The organism is Maribellus sp. YY47, assembly GCF_023111095.1.
Classification (GTDB): Bacteria; Bacteroidota; Bacteroidia; order Bacteroidales; family Prolixibacteraceae; genus Draconibacterium.
This window is the reverse complement of the sequence record NZ_JALGYW010000007.1, coordinates 161,286-183,878: the sequence shown is the minus strand read 5'-3', so window position 1 is coordinate 183,878 and position 22,593 is coordinate 161,286. Positions and strand designations below refer to the sequence as shown.

The following is a 22,593-nucleotide window of genomic DNA, read 5'->3' as shown; positions in this document are numbered from 1 at the left end:
CATGAAAACAAAAACAATTTACCTGCTGGTTGCGATGACCATCTCTTCATTCGCAAGCGCCCAAAACAGCTTTTCGTTGGAAGAAATGAAAACGCTTCCAAAGGATCTTCAGCTAAAAAATGAGATTCAGAAGTACGAAGTAATTACCGACCATTTCACCAGCGATATCTTCTGCCATTTTATTAATAAAATGCGTGTGAAGGGTGAATATACCCGTGGTTTGGACGGAGGAGAGGTGAAATGGAACAATGTATCGGTGGCAATGTCGATGGCGGAGAACGCAGAATTCTCACAGGGAACACCAATTTCGTACATGGAAGATTTCACCTATTTCCCGGGAGAGGACATGATTAAGGCCGATAAGTTTGTAACCTTTAAAGAGTACAGTGCCTTTACCAAGAACCTGGTGTGGGATATGCTCGCAATCGAAGGTTTCGCGTGGAGCAATTTTGGCAGCCTGAAGTTAAATGAAGATTATGCGGCAAAAGATTTTAACGGGAAAATCGATTTGGCCGGAGAAGGCTTTTTTGAAAATAAGGACGTTCGGTTAACCTGGACCGGAATTTCGGAACGTAACGGAGAAACGTGTGCCGTAATCAACTATCGTACTTTCAGAAACCCACTGGAAGTAACAGCCGAAGGTATGAATATGAAAGGAAGGAGCCATTATTGGGGAACCATTTGGGTGTCGCTGGAAGACAAAGAGATTGAACACGCCGTGTTGTACGAAGATGTGATCATGGAAATGATCCTCCCGGAGCAGACACAGAAACAAGCACTCAATATCACACGCGAGATAACGATGAAAAAGCTGCTTTAATGGTTGTACAGCGAGGTTTGGATTTTTCCAAACTTTCCTCTTTTTGTCAGGAGTAAAATAATATCTCATCATCGATTAAAAAACAAACTGTTCGAATACAGACTTTTATTATTTTCAAATCGTCAACATGTTACAGGCAGAAATCCATAAAACGATAACCCGAAAAATTGTCTATCACCTAAAAGTGGCAGCCGGAGCAGTTTTTATTTCCACTATTTTTAGTTTGGTTCTTTTCCAACGAATATTTCATGCCGGATTGGACAATATGTTGCTCCTCACTTTTTTGCAGCTCGAGTTGTTCCTTTGGCTGGGGCATCTTTTCTTTCGGTCCATCAAACCCGAAAGTCCAAAGTTCGTTCAGAAAACCATACTCAGGCTGGCGCTTTTTTATGTAAGTGTATTGTTGATCGCTTTCACTTTGTTTCTGACACTTTATCTTTTTTATTTTATTCGTTCGGGTGCCGGTTTTTCTGAATTTGTTCCAGGCCTTATGTACCCCGAATTAAAAACGTTTTTGCTTGCAACACTTATCGGCTTTGCGTTTGGGGCTCTGTTTTTCTTTTATACACAGTGGACCGATGTTGTAAAAAGCATGCAAAAGTTGCGGGAGGAAAAACTGATTTTCCAATACGAAACGCTGAAAAGCCAGGTAAATCCGCATTTTCTTTTCAACAGCCTGAATACTTTATCTTCGTTGGTTGGCAAAGATCCCGAGCAGTCTGAAAAATTTATTCAGAAGCTATCTTCCGTTTACCGTTATGTACTGGAAAACCAGGAAAAGGACCTTGTTCCGGTTTCTTCGGAGCTTTCTTTTGTGCGCGACTATTTTGCGTTGCAACAGGTTCGCGATCAGGAGAAAATCGAGTTGAAGATTGAACGTAACGGGCCTGAGAATGCGCTGATAATGCCTGTTTCGCTTCAGATGCTGGTTGAAAACGCGTTGAAGCACAATGTCGCATCACGAAAAGAGCCCTTGTTGATTACGATTCATTTTGAAGGATTGGACAAACTAACCGTGCGAAATAATCTGCAGCCCCGTAATCAACTAAAAGCGAGTTCAGAAATTGGGCTTAAAAACCTGAATGAAAGATGCCGGCTTATTTTAGGAAGGGAAATTGAAATTCAAAAGACAATGGAAGAATTTGTGGTGAAAGTTCCTGTAAAAACCGAATTATCATGAATGTAGTAATTGTTGAAGACGAACGACTGGCCGCAGAACGTTTAGCTGATATACTGCAGGCCGTCGATCAGCAAATTAAAGTATTGAAAGTGCTTGAGTCGGTGGAAGAGGCTGTTAACTGGTTTTCTTCCCATTCGTCGCCTGATCTTGTTTTTATGGATATTCAGCTTGAAGACGGGATTTCATTCGAGATTTTTGATGAGGTAAAAATAGAGGCACCTGTTATCTTCACTACCGCTTTCGACGAATATGCCATTCGCGCGTTCAAAGTAAACAGTGTCGATTATCTGTTAAAACCAATTAATAGGGAAGAACTTGCCGGGGCTCTTTTGAAGTTCAAAAAAAAATACAACGAGCAACTCGATTTTGAGTTGAAAGTTCGGCGTGTTATCGAAAATGTTTCCAACCGCTACAAGTCACGGTTTTTTATAAAAATAGGAATGCGCTTTCAATCGGTACCGGTATCGCGGATTTGCTGCTTTTTTGTTGAAGAGCGGAATACTTTTCTAAAGACGGCGGAAGGAAAAATTTACGATCTGGATCAATCGCTGGATCAACTCCAGTCGCTGGTCGATCCGGAGCAGTTTTTCAGAGTCAACCGGAATTTTCTGGTGAATATTAATTGTATTGTAGAGGTAGTCAGTTATTCAACAAACCGGTTAAAACTTAAACTTGAAAAAGATTTTGAAGAGGGCATTATCGTCAGCCGCGATAAAGTAACGGATTTTAAACGCTGGATGGATAAATAAAAAAGGAGCCTTGAGAGCTCCTGTTTGTTGTGTTTTTTAGTGTAAAAAAATATTTTACTATACCAGTTTCGCATTTAGTTCAATGGTTGCTGTTCCGCCTGCATAAAGTCTTGAGATCGGGCATTTGGCTTTTGCTGCCAACGCCAGCTCGTCGAATTTGTCTTGTGCGAGTCCTTCGCATTTAACAAGGCAATCGAGCGTAATGTTGGTAATTGCCGGTCCTCCGTCGAGTTCGCCCAACGTAACCGATGCTTCGGTTTCAATGCTTTCAGGTGTCAGTCCTTCACCGCTGATCAATGCTGAAAGAAACATGGAGTAACAGCCTGAATGAGCTGCGCCCACAAGTTCTTCCGGATTTGTTCCTTTTCCGTTTTCAAAACGAGATGCGAAAGTGAACGGGCCACTGTACCCGGTTATATCCATTTTACCTGCACCTTTTTTCAAAGTGCCATTCCATACTGATTTTACTTTTCTTACTGTCATGACTTGTAATTTTTCTTTTGGTTTTTTAAAAACTTGTCCGGTTTCCCGACGACAAACAAATTTAGTCTTTCATCTGCCTCCAGTCAAATCGATTTTCTTGAACCAAAATAGAATTCAGCTATAATGCTTGTAGTAACTATCTAATAGTCAGGCTTGTGGAGATGAAATGATTCCGTTATTGTTGTGCGATGCGTCAAAAAAATAATGGGGAGGTTTAACTATTTAACAGCATGTTGGGTTGTGTGTCCTGTGAATATCGCTATATTTAACAGTTTTTTTAAAAGTTTTAGTATTAAAACCTATCCGATTAAAACTACATTTATCATGAAAGAAAAAGAAAACAGTGGAATGGTCTCGAGAAGAGCCTTCCTGGGTACTACAGCGGTTGCCGCTGCCGGACTTACTATCGTTCCGCGTCACGCCGTGGCCGGATTGGGGCATAAAGCCCCCAGCGACAAGCTCAATATTGCTGCCGTAGGTATTGGTGGAATGGGTAACGCTAACATTAAAAATCTTGCTTCTGAGAACATCTATGCACTTTGCGACGTTGACTGGAAATACGCTGATCCGGTGTTCAAAGCGCATCCGAACGCCAAAATGTACAAAGACTGGCGTAAGATGTACGATGAATTAGGCAAGAACATTGATGGCGTTGTTGTGGCAACTGCCGACCATACGCATGCTATTATTGCTGCCCACGCGATTGCAATGGGCAAACATGTGTATGTTCAAAAGCCTTTGACTCACACCGTTTATGAATCACGTTTATTAACAAAACTCGCCGCCAAATACAAAGTGGCCACTCAGATGGGTAACCAGGGTTCTTCTGGCGAAGGTGTAAACCTGACCACTGAATGGTTGGCAAATGGCGAAATTGGTGAAGTTACAAAAGTGGAAGCTTTCACCGACCGTCCAATTTGGCCGCAAGGTTTGAACACTCCTGAAAGAGGAGACTGGGTTCCGGAAACATTAGACTGGGATTTATTTACAGGTCCTGCAAAAATGCGTCCGTTTAACCAGGTGTATCACCCATGGAACTGGCGTGGCTGGTGGGACTACGGTACAGGTGCTCTTGGCGATATGGCTTGTCATATTCTTCATCCGGTATTTGTTGGTCTCGATTTGGGTTACCCAATTCATACTCAGGGTAATTCAACCCTTCTTTTACAAGATTGTGCCCCAACCGCTCAATCGGTAAAACTGACTTATCCGGCCCGTAAGGCAAATGCCGAGAAACCATGGAAAGGCTTGAAGAAAAACACGCTTCCTCAGGTTGATGTGTATTGGTATGATGGTGGTATTAAGCCGATGTTACCGGAAGGATGGCCAGATGGTAAAAATCCAAATGATAGCGGCGGTGGTGTAATTTTCCACGGAACAAAAGACAAACTGATTTGTGGTTGCTATGGCGTTAATCCATGGTTGCTTTCAGGTCGTAAACCTGATGCTCCTAAATTCCGTCGCAGGGTAGAAACCAGCCACGAAATGGATTGGGTACGCGCTTGTAAAGAAAGTCCTGAAAACCGTGTAAAAACTGCTTCTGACTTTAGCGAAGCTGGTCCATTCAACGAAATGGTTGTAATGGGTGTTTTAGGTGTTCGTTTGCAGTCGTTGAATAAAGAACTGGATTGGGATGGTGAAAAAATGGAATTCACGAACCTTACTGATGACGAAAAAATCAAAACAGTTATCAAAGATGGTTTTGAAATTCACGACGGTCACCCAACATTCCACAAAACATGGACAGATCCGGTTCCGGCGAAAGAATTTGCAGCTGAATTGATTAAGCATACTTATCGTAAGCCTTGGAGCTTGCCAGATATGCCTGCATAATAAAAGATTTTTGGATAGCGAAGGGTGTCTGTAGAAGACACCCTTTTCTTATCTTTAAAAAGGTAAAAAAACTTGCGTATTTTCGGGCAAAGTTGTAAACTTGCACTCCGAAAATCATAAGTAACATTCGATTTTCATTTAGGGCCCATAGCTCAGTTGGTTAGCAGCACCTGACTCATAATCAGGGGGTCACTGGTTCAAGCCCAGTTGGGCCCACTTAAAAATCAAGCAGTTAAGAACATTTCTTAGCTGCTTTTTTTATTTGATACATACCAGATACATACAAATTAAGAGATAAATAGTAACAGAGAGCAACTAAAAGAAGACTATCTTGTCAAATGATTTCATCAATAATCTGCTGAGCACCTTCTCCTTTCCAGAATATCTCTGGCTCACTAGTTACTGCTAAGGCATTGACCTTTACTTTGCCTGCTGCATCTATCCACTTAGCATGAACAGCACTGGCATAGACTCCAAGGACAAATACTTTTTTAGGTGTTGTGTCTTGTTGATTAACCTTTTGAAGTGAAAAGCCAAAAGAAAAAACATATTTTCTTTCAATTTCGTTCAAAATCCAATTTCTGTTGCTCATCCCTTGGAAAATGATTTATTATACGATTGACTTGATATGACTTATTTATATATGTGTTTACTGTTGAATCAAATTTCTGTCTGATTTGTAGTTCAACTTCAAGAGTGTCACCTTTGGCAAAGGTTTCTCCGTTATTAATTTTTTCAAAAAAACTTGGGTCTTTTATTCTTGCACCAATCTTATTCCCATGATAATAAAATTCCCAATTGAGATTTTCATCAAATGATAATCGTACAATATTCAACTTTGCACTTTTGGTGGTTATTTTATCTCCATTCAATATTTCCTCACTTCTTGTTATCAAATCACCAAAATCATCCCTATTTACAGTAAGAAGTGGTTTTTCATTAACATCAGTGAACTCAATACCATCAATAGAGGGATCATTGTTTAATGTTTCAAAACCTTGTTCAAGACTATCTCTTGCAACTTGGTTTGTTTGATACATGTTTACGGTAAAATTCTTAAAAACAGTAATATCTCCTTTCCCGTTTTTTATTGTTACATCTTCTCCCTCTCTTTTTATAACTTCAGGCTTATCACCTTTTAAAAACTTCTTTAATTCAACTAATCCTACTAGTCCACCTATTATAGTCCCTCCAACAGCAATGTTTTCAGCAGTAAAGATGTTTTTAAGTGAATCTATGACTGTCTCAATCAGTTGGATGTGAACTAAAAAACTACCCTTTTCAAGAGCTTTTATTTTGACTTCAATCTTAGCTCCTGTATTTAATTCCCTATTAATCTCCTGAATTAATGTTGTAGTGTGAAGAAGGCTATTTATAAAGACATTAGCATCAATTTCGTGTGCTTGTCCTTGATATTTAATCTTTAAATCTGTACTCATTAGTTTAGTTTTGTCACTTTTTAAACAGATATTATTTTATCTCTTTTTTACAGTCCAAATTGAACTATGTGATGTAATATGATTCATGGGATTAAAACCTCTCTTTTTATCTATGGAAGCGTCAAACTTAAAACTTTGCACCTTCCCTTTTCTTAGAGGTAGAGTATCTTCTGTTTTAAACGCTCTTGCTGGTATTCTTGCAATTTCACTGTTCCCTAGTTTCTGCCTTTCTCTCAAATACATTGATTCAATAACAGGGTAGAATTTCAGAATACCAACATCATCTCCATAGACAATATCCCAAAGTTCTTCCTCATCAAAATGGTCATCCGAATATAAAATTGCTAACATTGCCCAATCCATCCCCATAATTTCAGTATGATTTTTCTTAAAACCGTCAGATATTGAGGATACGTTTTTACCAAATTGTAGCACACAGTATAACACTGCATCAACAGTTTTTCTGTCATTGAGAAAATTTCCTTCATCAAGCTTCTCAGTGTAGACTGCAATTCTTGAACTGTAAATAAGTACATTCTCTAAAAACTGGAAATCGGTTAGTTTAGCCATAATATTTAGATTTAATTGACCACAAAAGCATCAACACATATCATCTACGATTCTACATCCTGTTGCATACATCCTTGCAATTTTATCGTGTCTTTCATTTCTTTCACGTTGCCAATTTCCACCTCTTTTTTCACATGCTTCCTTTGCCTTGGTGTAGCCATCCCATTCAGTCTGTGTTATACATTCATCCATAGGTACATCTATTGGTCTTGGACCACTCCCTTTTGCTGTGGGGTCAAATCCTTTTAGTCCCTCATAAGCATTAAATAATTTCTTCTCGTCCATAGTTTGTGTTTATGGATATTGTTATTTGATTGATTTTCCCGGTTCTAAAGCCTCTCTCAATCCGTGCTGCAATAACATTTCATTCTGCTGCTGGCTGATTTTATTTGGCATTCAACTTTACCATAATCTCCCTAAAGCTTTCTAATCCTGCTTCAAGGTTCTCAATAATATCTTCTGCAATGGTTTCTGGGTCTGGCAGATTATCAAGGTCAGCCAATGACTTATCTTTTAGCCATGTAATATCCAGACTGGTTTTATCTCTTGCAATAATTTCTTCGTAGCTGAATTTTCTCCAATTTCCTTCAGGATTTGTTTCTGCATTGTAAGTTTCTTTCCTTTTAAACCTGTTTGAAGGATTATAACAGGAAATAAAATCTTTTAAATCATCCAGTTTTAAAGGATTCTTTTTTAAAGTATGGTGAATATTTGTACGGTAATCATACACCCATATTTCTTTAGTCCATGGGTCTTTGCTTGCTGGTTTGTTATCAAAGAAAATCACATTGGCTTTTACGCCCTGAGCATAGAAAATACCTGTTGGCAGACGCAGAATGGTATGCAAATCTGTTGTTTCCAGTAATTTCTTTCTGACTGTTTCACCAGCACCACCTTCAAATAACACATTATCTGGCACAACAACTGCTGCTGAGCCTGTTGTTTTAAGCATGGTTCTGATATGTTGTACAAAATTTAATTGTTTATTGCTTGTGGTTGCCCAAAAATCCTGACGGTTATAGGTTAAATCATCTTTCTCCAATTCTCCTTCTTCATTGGTGAAAGTCTGTGAACTCTTTTTGCCAAATGGTGGATTTGCCAGCACATAATCATAGGTTGTTGGTGATGCTGCAATCAAGGCATCAGCAGGAGAAATAAAGTTATCACTGTCAATGTTACCAATGTTGTGAAGGAACATGTTCATTAAAGCTAAACGCCTTGTCCCTGCAACAATTTCATTCCCGTAAAAGGTTTCAAGTTTGAGGAATTTGTTTTGTTCTTTATCCAGTTTGTTGTTTGATACCAGATAATCATAAGCAGCCAAAAAGAAGCCACCTGTGCCACATGCAGGGTCTGCAATGGTATGCATTGGCTGAGGTTGAACACATTCAACCATTGCTTTAATTAAAGCTCTTGGTGTAAAATATTGCCCTGCTCCACTTTTAACATCTTCTGCATTTTTTTCCAGCAATCCTTCATAAATATCTCCTTTTACATCAGAGCCTAAAACCAGCCATTTTTCTGAACCAATCATTTCAATTACTTTTCCAAGCATGGCAGGGTCTTGAATTTTATTCTGGCTTTTGGTGAATATCTGACCAAGTATTCCTTTTTGAGAACTAAGCTCACGCAAAAGATTGGCATAATGAATTTCAAGTTCTGCTCCTTTTTTGTCAGTCAAACTTTCCCAATTGTAATCTAAGGGAATGTTCAGATTACGATTATGTGGTGGTTTGCTATATTCATCTGCCATTTTTAAAAACAGCAGATAGGTAAGTTGTTCCAGATAGTCACCATAACCTACTCCTACATCACGCAGGGGATTGCAGAATGACCATACTTTTGATACTATTGAGTTTGTATTCATTTTTTAAATTTCAGAAATTCCATGTAACGCAATTAATTATTCCTCCATGCTGTGCCAACAAACCTGCTTCAACAGGCAGTACCTCTCTATTATATAGGTTTTTCAATTTTTTCTTTGCTGCTTTATTATAATCAGGATATTGCTCAAAAGATGGCATGATAATTTTATCTTCAAGTAAAAGAAAATTGAGATAGATGCCAGTAGCATCAGTATCTGAATCATCTTCATTTGAGCTAACAGCACATGGTAATACTTCAATTTCTAATCCAGCATTTTTCAATGAAAGATGAAGGTTGTTTTTCCACATTTCGTATTTCTCCTGCTCCTTCTTAGTGCATAGTTTTATTGCATTATCTATAGTTGAACTGTCATTTATTAGCACCTTATTATTATTGATAAACCTGACCATTCCATCAACATGACCAGTAAAATCCCATGGGTCAGATGGAACAACAACTAACTTATTTAGTTTCAGTCTCTCTTTAATATCTTTTAAAACTGATGGTTCTTGGTTCATCCAGCTACTGCAATTATCAAAAATTACACGGTCAGAAACAATTCCAATATCTTCAAAAATATCAATTGCACCACCATCCAGAATTACAGAAGACTCTGTGTATTCAAGTCCAAGATTATTACATATTTGTTTTTGTTCAGGAATAGTTTTTTCAAGTGTAGTTCTTCCTACAATGTAGGATGGACTGTATTTAAACAGTACCAAATGACCACCATAACCCTTGACAGGCATATAATCCCTACACCATTCATTTTTATTTTGGGGAATTTCAGACAACTTTTTGCCTAAAATTTCTTTGAGAGTATTAGTAATCAACTTACCCCGGATAGTATTTTTGAGATATTCTGAAATATAGACTCTCATCTTGTGCATTTTAGGTTGTCAATTTTCCTCATTACGAATATTGTTTTTCTAATAATTCTCTTTGTTTTTTCTTCTCTTCGTTAATTCCAGATTCAAATTCAACCAATGGATAAAAGTGAGAAACATACACACCTTCAATAATTTCATCATTCAAGATGTTCTTAATGAAATTATATTTTGTGATTAGTTGATTATCCTTTTCAATTGCTTTTTCAGGATTGTTTCTGCTCTCAAACTCCCAAACACGCCCTAAAGATGAAAGAGAATTTAAAAAAATGATTGTTTGCTCAAAGGTTGATAATTGCCCTCTTAATATCTTGATATTTGAATATTTCTGAACAAAATCTATCCGTTTATCATCATTGATAAGTGTAATTGTTTGATAGAGATTCCTAAAGTAATGACCTAATCTGAATTGATGACCTCCATAGTATTTTGTGTAATTACCTTTTTTATAGTACTTATATTTATACTCTAATTCTTCATCCACCTGCCATTCATCTCTAAGCTCTTCTATTTTTTGTACATTTTTATTCCAATCTTGAATAAGGCGGTTAAAATGTTTTATTCTTGTTGTTGTTTTAGAATTCATTGAATGCCATTTATTCCAAAAGCCAGAATCCTCTTTGGGTTTAAGGGATGCAAATTGAATAATGCTTTCAAAAAAAGATTGTTTGTACCTCCCCTTAAAGAAATCCCCTAACGTTTTTTGCCCTTCAAAACTTAATCCAAAATAAATGATACTGTATAAAATATCAATTTGGGCAAACGTGACAAAATCTATATTTCTTAAATTAATTTCATTGTTTTTCTTTAGTTGATTTAAATAATATTCCTCATATATATTTATTTCATTTGTGTTTTGAAAAAAATGTTTTAACTCTGCAAACAAACTCTTGAATTCTTTATCGATAGCTCTAAATACCTTCCTTCCTTCAAATTTTTCTTCTTTTATAATATCTTCATCACTGGCTTCAATATGCACTCTTTTAAAAGGGCTGTATGTTAATTCAGAAACGTTATCTCTATGAAGTTTAACTAATTCAAAAAATTTAGCTTCTAATTTTTCAATTTCTCCCCTTTCTTTTAAATCCTTAATATCCTGTTTCTGTTGTTCATTAGCTTTATACTGAACCCAAAATGCTAAAAAAGTTAATGCAGCAGCAGCAATTGCAATAAATGGTCCCATTATTCCACCAATTGTATCTCCTATCTGTCCAGTAGTTGTAAAATTGTACTTGCTAAAAGAAGCAGTAAACCATGCTGGAAAAAAACTAATAAGTGCAACAACTAAAATGAATGCTGCTGCACTCCACCAGAAAAAAGTATCAAATGTTTTTATCTTTTTCATGTCTATATTAGTTATACCAGTTTCCCTTCAAACGCCTTTTTTAAAATACTCTGCCTTAATGATTCTGCTTGCTGCAAACTTTGGCTGATGGTTTCTTCAATTTTATCGCAAACAGTTAGTTTGCTTTCCAATTCATCAACGATGAGTTTTTGTTCTTTGAGTGTTGGGAATAAGACTTCGATTTTTAAAAGTTTATTTACAGAAAGACCAGGTTGAGCTGCACCAGCAGAATATTGATTCAATTTCATTGCTGTTAATTTATGAAATAACCAATCTGTGTCAATTCCATCTTTTGCAGAAGTGACAACTGCGTGTTCGGTAGCGTGGAAAACTCCATTAACCCGATGCACATTGCCACACAAAGCTCCTTGTCTACCTATAAGAGAAAATGTGCCTTTGTGTGTGTATGATTCAGTATAACCTCTTAATCCATTTCCACCATAACAAGGAAACAGTCCTTCATTATATTCTTTTTGGATTTCAACAGCCTTTACAAAAAAACCAGCTTTCATATCACATATATTTCCAAGGGGAGCAATCTTCCATCCCTCTGGCAACTCCCCTTCTTTCACATTTTTGTTGGTGAGTTTTCCTTCAAATGCCCATTTTAACAAACTTTGCCTGTAAATTTTTATTTGTTGTTGTGCCAATATCAATTGCTGTTTCCCGTTTTCCAAATCACTGAGTAGTTCTTCTATTTTGGAGACAATGGCTTGTTGTTCAGGAAGAGGTGGATAAGGCAAAGGAATTTCTTCAATGGTTCTTGAAGACAAGTGTTTAACAGTTACCGATGAAGTTTCTTCATTAATTGCATTTAGGTATGGCTGTAAACAAATAAATAAAAATTTAGAGTCAAAATCTTTTGATTTTGGAATAATTCTACATACCCGTTGATTAAGCAAAGCATCATCACCTTTCCAACGTGCAACTTTGAAATCTCCATCCATACCAATAAGTACATCTCCTTTTGTTACTATAAATTCATCTGAATATTCTCCGTCAAACCTATCAACAGTTGATGTACTATCAATGTCACGTATTCTGATTAATGGTAAGCCACCTGTTTTTACAAAATTTTTTGAACTAAAAGCATATCCATTTTGAACTTTGGCAACTTCCTTTAAATAAATCCTGTTCCAATGTTCAGCTTTTACTAAAAGTTGATGTTTGCCTTCGTTTACTATTTCAATTGGTTTACGTCCTAAAGCCATTTTATGCTGCTAATACCTCATTTAATTCATTAATAATCTCCTCTGTCTGCTCTCCAAAAAGCTGCCACATTTTGCCCAATCCACCCTGAGCATTAAAAGGGTTGTAATCAAAATCATCCTTTTCAATATGAAAACTGCTGATTACATAGTCCTTAATCATCCTGAGCCATAACATTTGTTCTTCATTAAACTTTACAGCACCAGCCTGTTTTTTAAATACCCATTCCTGAAAATTCTTATCCACTGTTTTATCGTAGGCTGTAAGAACAGCATCCAACCCACTTACTTTGCGGATAAGTGAAACTATGGCTGTCAATTCATTTCTTGGCGAACCATTACATTCTTCCAAGGCTTCATAAGCTCTCCAAACATGCAGCGGTGCAAGTAATGGTTTGTCACTTTGCAGTTTTTCCAGCACTTCCTTAATCATGGTGTAAGTGAGTTCTCGTCTTCTATAAGGTTGGTTATAGAAAATCTGCAATGCAGTTAATTCATCCTTGTGCTGCTGCATCCACGCTGAAAATTCAATTACCAGTTCTGCTGACTTATCCTTGTTTTCCTTATCCCAACCCACATGAACCACCTCATCAGGATTGGCTGTATCTATCCTTTGCTCATGTGCTTTACGAACATTTTCAATGTATTCATTCAATTCACCTGTGAAGACTTTGGCAGCCTCATCCTTTAACTTTTCGGTTTCATATAGAATGGCTTTTTCTATATCATCAGGTGCAGCGCCTATGTAATCATTTTTTACTTTGGTCTCAATTCCTTCCAGCACATCAGGATTAAAAGCATTTAGCAACTCTTTTACCACCTGCGAAATACTTTTACCATCTGCCTTTTCAGCAAACTTCTGTTTTTCTTTTGGTGTAATTTGTTTGTCTAAACGAGTTAACCTGTTAGCTAATGATGTAAACAAATCTTCTTCCCTTACTCCAACTGCAATTGCCTGTAGCAAATCTTTTAATGGAATGCCAGGCTTTTTCTCCAATGGTCTGCTGTCAGTTTTCAGGCTACGGTTAACACCAATGGCATCAACAATTACAAAATGGTCTTTGGTGGTTTTGGCAGAAGGGGTAACTTTTCTCAATGTATCAAGGTCAACAGTTCTTGTTCCCCTACCTTTCATCTGCTCAAAGTAATTGCGGCTTTTTACATCACGCATAAAAAGCAAACACTCCAAAGGTTTTACATCTGTACCTGTTGCTATCATATCAACGGTAACAGCTATTCTTGGATGATAACCATTTCTGAACTGAGCCAAAGTTGTTTTTGGGTCTTCTCCTTTTTCCAGAATATTTTCATCAGCATCCAAACGGTCTTTGTCTGAGGTATAAGTAATCTTTTTACAGAATCGGTTTTCTTCTGCAAATTCTTCCCTTACAATCTGGATAATGTCATCAGCATGTGAATCTGTTTTTGCAAATATTAAAGTTTTGGGAACCTCAAAAACTCCATCCTTATCAAACCTCTCTTTGAAAATATTTGGTAAATGTTCTTTGAAACTGCGAATAATAGTTCTGATTTGATTGGGATTCACTACATCTTTATCCAACTGCTGAGCAGAATAGTTTTCATCCTCATCCTGTAATTCCAGCCTCTTTTTCCTGCTTAACCTTTCCCGGTGTTCAATGTATTCCCCTTTCCAGAGAGTTCCCCCCTGCTGAGTGATTTTAGTATCAATAATAAAAACATCGTAACCCACATTTACCCCATCAGCAACAGCCATTTCATGAGAATATTCACTTACAAGATTCTGGTCAAAATATCCAATGGTTCTGCTGTCAGGTGTTGCTGTTAACCCAATTTCAAAAGCGTCATAATATTCCAGAACCTGCTTCCACAAATTATAAATGCTACGGTGGCATTCATCAATTACAATGAAATCAAAAAACTCAATGGGCATTTTAGCGTCATATTCCACTGGTGGAATCTCCTTTGGCTGGTATTTCCTTTCATTTGGATTTTCCTCTTCCAGTTTTTCATCCAACTCAGTTCCTTTTAAAATGGAATACAAACGTTGAATGGTACTGATGCAAACCTGACTGTCAGTTGCTATATAACTTGATTTTAAACGTTGAACGCTGTATAATTCTGTAAATTTCCGGTTATCATCATTGGGGACAAAAGACATAAATTCCTGTTCTGCCTGTTCTCCAAGGTTTTTAGTATCTACCAGAAATAATATCCTTTTAGCTTTTGCAAATTTCAGTAAACGGTAAATGGTTGTAATGGCAGTAAAGGTTTTTCCTGAACCTGTAGCCATTTGAATTAACGCTCTTGGTCTGTTTTCCCTGAATGAATTTTCCAGTTTGGTAATTGCATTTATCTGGCATTCCCTTAGACCATCAGTTTGTAAGGCTGGTAAATCATGTAACCTTCTGCGCAGGGATTTATCCCTTTTTATCCAATCTCTTAAAGTTTCAGGTCTGTGAAAACAGAACAGTTCCCTTGCTCTTGGTTTTAGGTCTGTGAAGTCGGTAAACCTTGTTATTTCACCAGTACTGAGATAAACATAAGGAAGAGGTTCATTATTCAAGTGTTTGAGTTTGGCTATTGCATAACCCTCAGTCTGGTCTTCATGTACATTCAGGCGAAATCCTTCATCTTCCCTTTTTGCTTCAATAATCCCGCAAGGCTTTCCATCAACAAATAATACATAGTCAGCAGGACCAACATCAGTTAAATATTCCCTGATTGCTACCCCAATACCAGCATGAAGATTTATCTTTTTGATGTCCTGAATAGTCCATCCGCAAGCAACTAACTGCCTGTCAATATGGTCTCTTGCTATTTGCTCAGGATTTTGGTTTGGCATTATAAAGCGGTTGTCGTACTTTTTGTTTTTGGTTGGCTAAATTTAGGAATTTTATTGATAAATGCTATTCTTCATCATCCCAACAACTGATAACCAATGTTCCTGATTTAATCATGTGCAACATCAAAGTTCTAAACTGTCGATCAGTGCCTAAGAAATCAAGGAATTTATTGACAATACTTTCTGGCAGGTTTTCTAACAGAGTGTCTTTGTCAATGCGGTATTCCTTGAGTTTCTTGTCTTCAACAATGCAGGATTTGAGAATCTCAAAACACTGCTCATCTTTTTCTTGGTGAATGAGTTGGAACTTTTTCATTAAAGTGGTTGGCATGCAAGAAGTGTTACGAAATCTATTAATCTTTTACACATCTGACACTAAGTTTGCTTGTTTTCCATAAATGAGTGGTATATAGCAGGCTTGAACTGGATTTTACAAACCTCGCATAAGTCCTACCTTCATTTTCCTCTGTTGCTGTCCAAAATCTACCATATTGCCCTTTGGAAGAAACACTCCCGTTGCCTTCAATTATTCCTGGCAGCAGTGCAGAAAAGCCATAATTGTCAGTTCCATTAGTTTCATACACACTCGTTACTATTTTTAGTTGTTTACCAACTTCAAACCATCCTTCAAGGTCATATTTGGTCTCTTCTTGTTTTTCAAAGCCGCCATTATCTTCACTGATAAACTCTGCCAAATGTTCCCATTCAGCATTGGATGGTAGATGCCAACCCTCTGGACAGAACTCATTTGCTGCATAGTAGTTGTAAAATACTCCGTATTCTTTATACCCTTCACTTTTCCTTGCCTCCTGAGGGTTGTCCCCATTGTATTCAAACACGGCAAAAGGAGAGTCAGTTAATGAAACTCCATCAGGGAGATAGGCCAGGTTATCCGCCATCCAGACTTGTTCTCCAATCTTAATCCAGTTGTAACGATGTCCATCTCTTTGATCAATAAAGATCCCGGAGTCTCCTGAGAAATCAACGATCTTCTCATCATCTGAACTACTGTCAGAACAGGCACATACTAGGAGTATTAATGCAAAGCATAAATGTTTTATTTTCATTTTAAATAGTTTTTATTGATTATTGCGTAAGAATTAAATTTCATGTAGGTGAAGGTTATATTCAAAAAGTCAATCAATCCATGATCTTCGTTTTGCTTTCTTCTTTATCTTTTCCAAGAGCTTGATGGCTTCTTCCTGGCATTCATCCCATGTCATCATACAATCCCCTTTGTAGAAGTAATATGAAACTCCTCCATGATACGAGCACGTTCCCCTGCCCTGGGAGTGACTTATTGATCCATCATTACACACTGCGCCATTAAACCTGTAAAGATGTTCATGGGCAACAAGCAGGGTTAAAGAGTCAATATCAAACTGGGACTCGTCAAAAGTTTTAAATTCCTCCTTCAAATATTTCAGGACAAGTTTATCACTCGGAGTGAAGCTTGTAATTAGAAAAGGAATCAATATAGGACTGAGTGCGACTACAGCTCCGAAGAAGAAAAAGACGTATGAAATAGCCTTTTCAATTTCTCCGGGGAGATTAAATTTCTTTAGCTTATCACTAGACTTTATTTCCTCGGATATGTTTGTAATGTAACCTAAGGCTAAGTAATAATGAGCTCTTTTGTCACGGGCTTTCAATGTATATGAATTTGGCTTGTTAATTAGATAGTCGAACACCAAATCATAGTCTTGATTGAGATTCTTAATTATTTCATCTTTATCAAACTCTACCTCTTTGGTCCAAAAGCATTCTTCCTTGTCATACCCATATTGATTGAATTTTATGCGCTCTTGATATGTGATTTCATTATTTGCTTTGTCCCAAGCCCGATTTAAACTAACCCTATTTACAAATGGAAACTGCTCAATAAAATATTGTTTTGGAGAATGAGGGTATAAATCATATTTGACAAACACCTTTGCGGCTTTTAGCAATAACCCATCAATAGTATTATTCTCTGAGCTCGTCTGTTGTATTTGGTTAATTGGCATAGCAGATGACTTTAGTAAAAAAAGAGAATATAGCACTGTGCAATCCCGACAAGCAATATTTGAATTTGCAATGTGATAAAAAAGCTCACGACAAAGGCGTATTTGATCCTAATGATTCTTGAGACTGAGTTACTTCGATGATCCATGAATTTTAGGACAAAGAGTCCAACTATATGGAACAGGGCATAAAGCAATCCAATGACCAGAAGCTGAAGTAACAGAGATTCTGTGAAGACCAGTTTATCTAAAACACCTCCCATGTATAGCCCGTTATATTACTACTATCCTTTTGGTTGTCATATATGATAACCTATTTATAAAGATAAAACAAAATCTTAGTTGTCAGAAATGATAATTAATGAATATTAACCAGCTTCAAAAAAAGATTGGTGATAGAATTCGCATATTAAGGGAATCCAAGGGGATTACCCAACAGAATCTGGCTGCCATCTGCAATTTTGAAAAAGCGAACTTATCTCGTTTGGAAGCTGGAAGAACTAACCCAACGATTTCAACTCTTTATAAGATTAGTCAGGCACTTGAAATTTCAATCGCTGAGTTAGTTGATGTAGAAACTGCTAATTAATATTCATGATTTTACCCGGAAGAGAAAAATTCATTTGCCTTAATTTCAATTAGCTTCGAATAAATTAAATTTGACCACTTGCTCAGCATTTGATCCAAATTGATGTATGACGTTTCTTTTGCTGCATCTTCCAGCAGTTGAAAATATTGTTCATACAGACAATCTGACTTTGCATCAAATCCAACCAGTGTTAAAATTACTTCACTGATGTTCAGTGTGTAATTATTACAGTCAAATCCTAATTTTTCAAATGTAAGGATTAGCAACTGATTGCGAATTTGCTCACCAATAAGGTGAAGTATGATTTGTTTTGTTTTCATGATTAAGTTTTTGAGGTTGAATAAATAGCTAATCCATTGCCAACTTGTAGTGATGTGAAAAGGGATTTCTTATATGATTTTTGTAACTTTCTCTGTACTTAAACTCAAAATTCATGTCCAAAGCAAGAGAGGAAGATATTCAGAACACTATGAAGCTGGTTAGAAAACCAAATCCTGTCTCCAAAGGTGTTACTTGGTTAAGACATCATATTGATGCTGAATGTGGACTTATTGATTTGATGATTCTTGAAGGAACTTATACTATTGAGATGATGATAGATGCATTGATTGACAAGCCTAAATTCCATAAAAAAACAAGAAAGCAATGGGAAAAAAGAATCTCTGACCACATCCTGCATTTATCAACCGAAGAAGGAGACAGTCGAAATCAAATTAATGGAGATGGGGGGCATAATCTTAATGTGTCAATTTCTGAGGAAACTGGTATAGTGAAATTTGACTATTAATCTTCCCAACATTCTAAAATAAGTGTGCCTTCTTTAATCATTTTTAAAGCAATTTGCCTCAGTTCTCCCCTGTATGATGATAGAAAATCTAAAAAAGCATTAATTACAGGCTCTGGAAGTTCATGTAACAGAGTGTCCTTATCAATCGTGAATTTATCCAAATCCTCATCTTTGACTATGGTGCTTTTTAGCACTTCCATGCATTCCTCATGATGTTCTTTATGAATTAACTGTATTTTTTTCATTATATGGCAATTCTAATAAAACACTTCCGATTTATCCAGAAGCAAGCTAAGTCATTAATTATAGAAAAAAGAATTAAGAGGCAATCCCTCATATTACAAAATATTAACCTAATAAAGACACTCTTCCTCGGACAAATAACTCCTAAATGGTTTACCGATAAAAAAGCCATTTTTGGGAAAATGTATACCGTTATCATATCCAATCCAAATATCTTCTATATTAATTAGCTTCAATACTTTTTTAAGATGAATTTCAAGAGTATTATCATAAATGAAATTTCCAGCTAAATAAATATTGTCAAGTTCATTACATATCTCAGAATACGCGTCATCTGACTTAATTCTATTTCTAAAATGTTTGAAATATGAATTACTTATCTTTGTTCTTGGATTCAAAATGCGTAAATATTGACACAAACCATCATAAATCCACTCACTATCAAAAGCTTGAAAAAATACCTCATCACCAGTAAAATAAGGAATTTGCTCAAAATAATAGTTTTGCAAAGTATATTCCCCTTGGTATTCATCAATTAAGTTGCCTTTAAAACCAATAAAATCTTCTTTTGGATATCCCATAATAGTGTATTCATTATAAAGTCTGGCTTGTTTGTAAAGGTTTATAATAGAGTTAATTAATCGTGTAATTTTATTTGTTTCTTCTTGTATGTTTTTATTTTGGATTTCATTCTTTTTGTAAATCGTTGAAACTGTCATTAATCCTTTTAGTTTCAGTTCAATCTCTAACAATTCCTTGCTGAAAAAAGATTCTTTAAATTTATCTTTATCACAATATATAGTTGCTTTTTTCCCAGATAATTTGGAGTGCCAGAAACCAGCATAATCATATTCTAACGAAATCTTATTATTAACTCTTCTAAATAGTTTATTATTTCTTGTAGTAATTAGTTTATTAATGTTTAGGCAGTTATTTTTTTCTCGTGGGTACATAATAATCTTACGTTTTATCATCGCAAAGAAACAGCGATACAGTAACCATACATCCTTGTGAGCACCATTTTTCTTTGTCCTTGCATTCTCTGCAAATAACCTGAAATATAAATCACTAATACTTATAGTAGCAAGAAATTGACTTTCATCTAAAAGATACTCTCTAATATCACGAAGATTAATCCGATTTTTTGAGGGCAAAATAAATCTCACATCATTTCTCAATGATTCTGTTTCAATAATTCTTTCAACAATAAAATCCTGATAGATAAGACAATCTGTATTCAGAATAACTTTGTTAAGTTCAACTAAAATTGTTTTGAGAGACCATGATGTTTTCTCTGAAATTGACTTATTTACAAATATGTTGGTGTCATTAGATTTATCAAGGATGAAATTATTCTCTTGAATAATCTCACCAAATTCATTGGCAAGAATCCAAGCGATTTCTATTAAATATGGAGCTATCATTGAATATGGTCCAGTGAATAATATATCCCCATCCTTTGTATTAGTTTTCGTTTTAATAAATAGTAAATTTGACATTTATTGAGATTGACTTCCTTAATGTACATTACTGAAAATATTGATTCTGCAAGTTACAAAATTAATATGATGAAGATTAAAGACTGCTCTTTGATATAGAGCAGTCTTAATTTAATTCAAAAACCAATTAAATTCGCTTCCAGACAAAGCCTGATGTAAACCACCAACAAAATGCTGGCATCCTACACCCCGGTCAAGAAAACTATCAATGTAAGATGACTTATTAGCTCCTGTGAACAGATTATACAGCTTCCACAGATTGATATTTCCAGATTCGTCCCTGCAAAAACTTTCATCTGAATAGAAGTCTTTTACAATCTGAGTCACTTGGTTATCCATTAATGGAAATGCAGGTAAATCTTTCCTGTTTTTCCATGGCATGTTTTGGTACAACCTTGCTCTACCAACAATTTGAGCAAACTGGCTTTCTGTAATGACTGTATCTGGCAAACTGCTGTACTTTTCAATTTCCTTGTAAGAGTTGAATTCACCAAAGAGATTATAAGCAGACTTTGCCAGTTCTGCAATGGTTCTGACCTTGATGTCATTCTTGAATCCATCTGTTGAAACACAAAGATTACAGCATACCGAATTTTTGAATCCGATAAATAGCCTGAAACTCTCTGCTCTTTTCGTTGAATGAAGGTTGTCAAGGTTATAAGCCCTGACACCACCCACAGTCAAATTAAGCTCATTCCCAGCAACATTATCCCTGATGGAAGCAATCTCTATTGCAAACGCCATCCTCTCAAAATAAAGCGTTTTTTCATGTTCCAGAAGCTCTTTGGCAGGTTTACCTACAGCAGATGGAATTCTCCCTTTAATGGGATGTGAGACCCTTACAGCAGGTGTAAGAATATGCTCACCTCCAAAGATTTGTTGAGTAACATATTCAACAGTTTCAATAAATTCCTGATGAGAAATTGTACTCTCATTGTCCTTGGCAAATACAGGGATGGTATGTTTTTTACGCATATCATCAATGCCAATTATTTCTGTGTTTGCTGCCATAAAATGTACATCAGAGTTTGTCCTTTGATTATCTTTTACAGCAGTTGGTGAAGGCACAAGTTTGAGTTGTGACTTGTCATTTACCTTTATTAGTTCCATTTCCGGATATTCTTGTTTGGTTAATAATCGTAGCATTTAAAACCTCATTTCGCTTTACAGCCAGAGGTTCAATAGAAGTCCTGAATTCCGGGTACCTTTTAAGTAGATCCCTCAGTTCTATGGTGTCTTTGGCCTGCTGAACTTGCTTGATGACTTCATCTAATGAAGTCCCGGCATTACACCATTGAAGAATTCTTTCACCTGTCTTTGATGAAATAACATAAGCCGGTTTATCCATGAATAAACCTGTTCTGTCTTTTGACGCAGAAGCGTAGTGTTTAATATCAAGATCAAAAACAACGGTAAATTCATAGTCCATCCCGTCTCTAGTAATTCCCTTTAGTCCAACCTTCTCAGGAATCATTTTCCCATTCTTTTCAGAAAGGGTATAATCTGTCTTGGTCCTGATTGTTGATATGATGTGACAAGGTGATTCCAAGATCTTTTGCACAAAAGCATTATGCCTTGGCGTCATTTTAGCCCAGTTGGTGAAAGAGTTCCCAGGCATGTTGCCATGTACATCAAGAACACCACCTGAGCCATCCCACTCATGTGTGATGGAGTCAATGATGATCACTTCCATTCCTGCATTCTCACAGGTTTCAATAGCTTCAATATACCTTTCAGGAGAGAATGGCTTTTGAAGTTGAAGTACAGAGTAATCACCCAAATGAGCATAGAGGTCAGCAGAGTGATTTTCAGTGTCAATAACAGCGATTTTGCTGTAGTCAGTTAATCCAGCAGCAAGTAGGAGTGCTGAATAAGTTTTTCCAGAGCCAGATGGCCCTTGTAAAGCAAGCTTAATCTTGGCTTGCTTTCTTTGAGCTTTTCTTATTTCCATATCAAAAGATTAAAAGTGATAGATTTTATGAATGGCAATTATGTTGGGAGAAAGAGAATTTCTTTGTAGTTTTAAAGCTGATGGGCATTCTGCCCATTGTGTGTTTGGGGGTTAACATTAGTAAAGGGCAGTTGTTGAACTGCCCTTTCTTCTTATCGAAAATGTTATTTTGAACATTAAATAGAAACAGGGCAGTTTAAACTACCCTATTTTACTGTTTCCCCATACATGGGAATGTTGAAAAAACAATTTCAACTATAATTTACAAATCTTTAATGGTAGATAAAAAAAAGAAAGGGGAAAGCTCAATGGACGCT

General features: G+C 36.4%; 24 protein-coding genes and 1 tRNA gene. 7 read left to right on the top strand and 18 right to left on the bottom strand.

Annotation, left to right across the window (positions count from 1 at the left end; all coding sequences use genetic code 11):
• Window position 1 precedes the first annotated feature (1 nt).
• The 3 genes from MR764_RS07745 (at window position 2) to MR764_RS07735 (ending at window position 2,749) form a co-directional block, all read left to right on the top strand.
• The gene (locus tag MR764_RS07745; protein ID WP_247978836.1) at window positions 2–820 is read left to right on the top strand and encodes a hypothetical protein; all 819 of its coding nucleotides are present in this window, start codon (window positions 2–4) and stop codon (window positions 818–820) included.
• A gap of 127 nt (window positions 821–947) precedes the next feature.
• The gene (locus MR764_RS07740; protein ID WP_247978835.1) at window positions 948–2,000 is read left to right on the top strand and encodes a histidine kinase; all 1,053 of its coding nucleotides are present in this window, start codon (window positions 948–950) and stop codon (window positions 1,998–2,000) included.
• Window positions 1,997–2,749 carry a LytTR family DNA-binding domain-containing protein gene (locus tag MR764_RS07735; RefSeq protein ID WP_247978834.1) on the top strand — a complete coding sequence of 251 codons (753 nt, stop codon included), beginning with the start codon at window positions 1,997–1,999 and terminating at the stop codon, window positions 2,747–2,749. Before MR764_RS07740 ends, MR764_RS07735 begins: the two co-directional genes overlap by 4 nt.
• Before the next feature lie 57 nt (window positions 2,750–2,806).
• On the opposite strand, the gene MR764_RS07730 is transcribed toward MR764_RS07735, so the two are convergent.
• Window positions 2,807–3,232, bottom strand: coding sequence for an OsmC family peroxiredoxin (locus tag MR764_RS07730; protein ID WP_247978833.1), 426 nt, complete (start codon window positions 3,230–3,232; stop codon window positions 2,807–2,809).
• Between the two features lie 324 nt (window positions 3,233–3,556).
• On the opposite strand from MR764_RS07730, the gene MR764_RS07725 reads away from it, so the two are divergent.
• Together MR764_RS07725 and MR764_RS07720 are read left to right on the top strand one after the other, a co-directional pair.
• Window positions 3,557–5,065: a Gfo/Idh/MocA family oxidoreductase gene (locus MR764_RS07725; protein WP_247978832.1), complete on the top strand. Its 1,509-nt coding sequence runs from the start codon at window positions 3,557–3,559 to the stop codon at window positions 5,063–5,065.
• A 141-nt stretch (window positions 5,066–5,206) separates the two neighbouring features.
• Window positions 5,207–5,281, top strand: a tRNA-Ile gene (locus tag MR764_RS07720).
• Between the two features lie 118 nt (window positions 5,282–5,399).
• On the opposite strand, the gene MR764_RS07715 is transcribed toward MR764_RS07720, so the two are convergent.
• The 12 genes from MR764_RS07715 to MR764_RS07660 all read right to left on the bottom strand — a co-directional run bounded on the left by MR764_RS07715 (window position 5,400) and on the right by MR764_RS07660 (window position 17,210).
• The gene (locus MR764_RS07715) at window positions 5,400–5,636 is read right to left on the bottom strand and encodes a hypothetical protein (RefSeq protein ID WP_247978831.1); all 237 of its coding nucleotides are present in this window, start codon (window positions 5,634–5,636) and stop codon (window positions 5,400–5,402) included.
• Window positions 5,623–6,504 carry a hypothetical protein gene (locus MR764_RS07710; RefSeq protein WP_247978830.1) on the bottom strand — a complete coding sequence of 294 codons (882 nt, stop codon included), beginning with the start codon at window positions 6,502–6,504 and terminating at the stop codon, window positions 5,623–5,625. The genes MR764_RS07715 and MR764_RS07710 overlap by 14 nt, the downstream gene beginning before the upstream one ends.
• 36 nt (window positions 6,505–6,540) lie before the next feature.
• Window positions 6,541–7,074, bottom strand: coding sequence for a hypothetical protein (locus MR764_RS07705; RefSeq protein ID WP_247978829.1), 534 nt, complete (start codon window positions 7,072–7,074; stop codon window positions 6,541–6,543).
• 30 nt (window positions 7,075–7,104) lie between these two features.
• Window positions 7,105–7,359 carry a hypothetical protein gene (locus MR764_RS07700; RefSeq protein WP_247978828.1) on the bottom strand — a complete coding sequence of 85 codons (255 nt, stop codon included), beginning with the start codon at window positions 7,357–7,359 and terminating at the stop codon, window positions 7,105–7,107.
• Window positions 7,360–7,459: 100 nt separating this feature from the next.
• Window positions 7,460–8,941 carry a class I SAM-dependent DNA methyltransferase gene (locus tag MR764_RS07695; RefSeq protein ID WP_247978827.1) on the bottom strand — a complete coding sequence of 494 codons (1,482 nt, stop codon included), beginning with the start codon at window positions 8,939–8,941 and terminating at the stop codon, window positions 7,460–7,462.
• 10 nt (window positions 8,942–8,951) lie between these two features.
• Window positions 8,952–9,821, bottom strand: coding sequence for an agmatine deiminase family protein (locus tag MR764_RS07690; protein WP_247978826.1), 870 nt, complete (start codon window positions 9,819–9,821; stop codon window positions 8,952–8,954).
• A gap of 31 nt (window positions 9,822–9,852) precedes the next feature.
• Entirely contained in the window at window positions 9,853–11,172 is a 1,320-nt protein-coding gene (locus MR764_RS07685) for a putative phage abortive infection protein (RefSeq protein WP_247978825.1), read from the bottom strand.
• Window positions 11,173–11,183: 11 nt separating this feature from the next.
• Window positions 11,184–12,383 carry a restriction endonuclease subunit S gene (locus MR764_RS07680; RefSeq protein ID WP_247978824.1) on the bottom strand — a complete coding sequence of 400 codons (1,200 nt, stop codon included), beginning with the start codon at window positions 12,381–12,383 and terminating at the stop codon, window positions 11,184–11,186.
• Window position 12,384: 1 nt separating this feature from the next.
• Window positions 12,385–15,204 carry a DEAD/DEAH box helicase family protein gene (locus tag MR764_RS07675; protein WP_247978823.1) on the bottom strand — a complete coding sequence of 940 codons (2,820 nt, stop codon included), beginning with the start codon at window positions 15,202–15,204 and terminating at the stop codon, window positions 12,385–12,387.
• Between the two features lie 64 nt (window positions 15,205–15,268).
• The gene (locus MR764_RS07670; protein WP_247978822.1) at window positions 15,269–15,535 is read right to left on the bottom strand and encodes a hypothetical protein; all 267 of its coding nucleotides are present in this window, start codon (window positions 15,533–15,535) and stop codon (window positions 15,269–15,271) included.
• Between the two features lie 22 nt (window positions 15,536–15,557).
• On the bottom strand, window positions 15,558–16,271 hold the full coding sequence (locus MR764_RS07665; protein WP_247978821.1) for an FISUMP domain-containing protein: 714 nt from the start codon (window positions 16,269–16,271) through the stop codon (window positions 15,558–15,560).
• 69 nt (window positions 16,272–16,340) lie between these two features.
• Window positions 16,341–17,210 carry a DUF3761 domain-containing protein gene (locus MR764_RS07660; RefSeq protein WP_247978820.1) on the bottom strand — a complete coding sequence of 290 codons (870 nt, stop codon included), beginning with the start codon at window positions 17,208–17,210 and terminating at the stop codon, window positions 16,341–16,343.
• Window positions 17,211–17,568: 358 nt separating this feature from the next.
• Here MR764_RS07660 and MR764_RS07655 point away from each other — a divergent pair, with 358 nt between their 5' ends.
• Complete coding sequence (locus MR764_RS07655; RefSeq protein WP_247978819.1) at window positions 17,569–17,796, top strand: helix-turn-helix transcriptional regulator; 228 nt, start codon at window positions 17,569–17,571, stop codon at window positions 17,794–17,796.
• An 11-nt stretch (window positions 17,797–17,807) separates the two neighbouring features.
• Here the strand turns inward: MR764_RS07655 and MR764_RS07650 are convergent, their stop codons facing one another.
• Window positions 17,808–18,116, bottom strand: a complete 309-nt coding sequence (locus MR764_RS07650) for a hypothetical protein (protein ID WP_247978818.1) — start codon at window positions 18,114–18,116, stop codon at window positions 17,808–17,810.
• Window positions 18,117–18,229: 113 nt separating this feature from the next.
• Here MR764_RS07650 and MR764_RS07645 point away from each other — a divergent pair, with 113 nt between their 5' ends.
• Window positions 18,230–18,583 carry a hypothetical protein gene (locus tag MR764_RS07645; protein WP_247978817.1) on the top strand — a complete coding sequence of 118 codons (354 nt, stop codon included), beginning with the start codon at window positions 18,230–18,232 and terminating at the stop codon, window positions 18,581–18,583.
• On the opposite strand, the gene MR764_RS07640 is transcribed toward MR764_RS07645, so the two are convergent.
• The 4 genes from MR764_RS07640 to MR764_RS07625 all read right to left on the bottom strand — a co-directional run bounded on the left by MR764_RS07640 (window position 18,580) and on the right by MR764_RS07625 (window position 22,276).
• Window positions 18,580–18,828 carry a hypothetical protein gene (locus MR764_RS07640; protein ID WP_247978816.1) on the bottom strand — a complete coding sequence of 83 codons (249 nt, stop codon included), beginning with the start codon at window positions 18,826–18,828 and terminating at the stop codon, window positions 18,580–18,582. The two genes, MR764_RS07645 and MR764_RS07640, sit on opposite strands and share 4 nt — an antisense overlap.
• Before the next feature lie 108 nt (window positions 18,829–18,936).
• Window positions 18,937–20,325, bottom strand: coding sequence for a hypothetical protein (locus tag MR764_RS07635; protein WP_247978815.1), 1,389 nt, complete (start codon window positions 20,323–20,325; stop codon window positions 18,937–18,939).
• A 111-nt stretch (window positions 20,326–20,436) separates the two neighbouring features.
• Entirely contained in the window at window positions 20,437–21,471 is a 1,035-nt protein-coding gene (locus MR764_RS07630; RefSeq protein ID WP_247978814.1) for a DUF3871 family protein, read from the bottom strand.
• Complete coding sequence (locus MR764_RS07625) at window positions 21,413–22,276, bottom strand: AAA family ATPase (protein ID WP_247978813.1); 864 nt, start codon at window positions 22,274–22,276, stop codon at window positions 21,413–21,415. The genes MR764_RS07630 and MR764_RS07625 overlap by 59 nt, the downstream gene beginning before the upstream one ends.
• Between the last annotated feature and the right edge of the window lie 317 nt (window positions 22,277–22,593).

Coding starts and splice junctions, on each gene's coding strand:
- MR764_RS07745 (WP_247978836.1), top strand. CDS start 2: ATGAAAACAAAAACAATTTACCTGCTGGTTGCGATGACCATCTCTTCA.
- MR764_RS07740 (WP_247978835.1), top strand. CDS start 948: ATGTTACAGGCAGAAATCCATAAAACGATAACCCGAAAAATTGTCTAT.
- MR764_RS07735 (WP_247978834.1), top strand. CDS start 1,997: ATGAATGTAGTAATTGTTGAAGACGAACGACTGGCCGCAGAACGTTTA.
- MR764_RS07730 (WP_247978833.1), bottom strand. CDS start 3,232: ATGACAGTAAGAAAAGTAAAATCAGTATGGAATGGCACTTTGAAAAAA.
- MR764_RS07725 (WP_247978832.1), top strand. CDS start 3,557: ATGAAAGAAAAAGAAAACAGTGGAATGGTCTCGAGAAGAGCCTTCCTG.
- MR764_RS07710 (WP_247978830.1), bottom strand. CDS start 6,504: ATGAGTACAGATTTAAAGATTAAATATCAAGGACAAGCACACGAAATT.
- MR764_RS07705 (WP_247978829.1), bottom strand. CDS start 7,074: ATGGCTAAACTAACCGATTTCCAGTTTTTAGAGAATGTACTTATTTAC.
- MR764_RS07700 (WP_247978828.1), bottom strand. CDS start 7,359: ATGGACGAGAAGAAATTATTTAATGCTTATGAGGGACTAAAAGGATTT.
- MR764_RS07695 (WP_247978827.1), bottom strand. CDS start 8,941: ATGAATACAAACTCAATAGTATCAAAAGTATGGTCATTCTGCAATCCC.
- MR764_RS07690 (WP_247978826.1), bottom strand. CDS start 9,821: ATGAGAGTCTATATTTCAGAATATCTCAAAAATACTATCCGGGGTAAG.
- MR764_RS07685 (WP_247978825.1), bottom strand. CDS start 11,172: ATGAAAAAGATAAAAACATTTGATACTTTTTTCTGGTGGAGTGCAGCA.
- MR764_RS07680 (WP_247978824.1), bottom strand. CDS start 12,383: ATGGCTTTAGGACGTAAACCAATTGAAATAGTAAACGAAGGCAAACAT.
- MR764_RS07675 (WP_247978823.1), bottom strand. CDS start 15,204: ATGCCAAACCAAAATCCTGAGCAAATAGCAAGAGACCATATTGACAGG.
- MR764_RS07670 (WP_247978822.1), bottom strand. CDS start 15,535: ATGCCAACCACTTTAATGAAAAAGTTCCAACTCATTCACCAAGAAAAA.
- MR764_RS07665 (WP_247978821.1), bottom strand. CDS start 16,271: ATGAAAATAAAACATTTATGCTTTGCATTAATACTCCTAGTATGTGCC.
- MR764_RS07660 (WP_247978820.1), bottom strand. CDS start 17,210: ATGCCAATTAACCAAATACAACAGACGAGCTCAGAGAATAATACTATT.
- MR764_RS07655 (WP_247978819.1), top strand. CDS start 17,569: ATGAATATTAACCAGCTTCAAAAAAAGATTGGTGATAGAATTCGCATA.
- MR764_RS07650 (WP_247978818.1), bottom strand. CDS start 18,116: ATGAAAACAAAACAAATCATACTTCACCTTATTGGTGAGCAAATTCGC.
- MR764_RS07645 (WP_247978817.1), top strand. CDS start 18,230: ATGTCCAAAGCAAGAGAGGAAGATATTCAGAACACTATGAAGCTGGTT.
- MR764_RS07640 (WP_247978816.1), bottom strand. CDS start 18,828: ATGAAAAAAATACAGTTAATTCATAAAGAACATCATGAGGAATGCATG.
- MR764_RS07635 (WP_247978815.1), bottom strand. CDS start 20,325: ATGTCAAATTTACTATTTATTAAAACGAAAACTAATACAAAGGATGGG.
- MR764_RS07630 (WP_247978814.1), bottom strand. CDS start 21,471: ATGCTACGATTATTAACCAAACAAGAATATCCGGAAATGGAACTAATA.
- MR764_RS07625 (WP_247978813.1), bottom strand. CDS start 22,276: ATGGAAATAAGAAAAGCTCAAAGAAAGCAAGCCAAGATTAAGCTTGCT.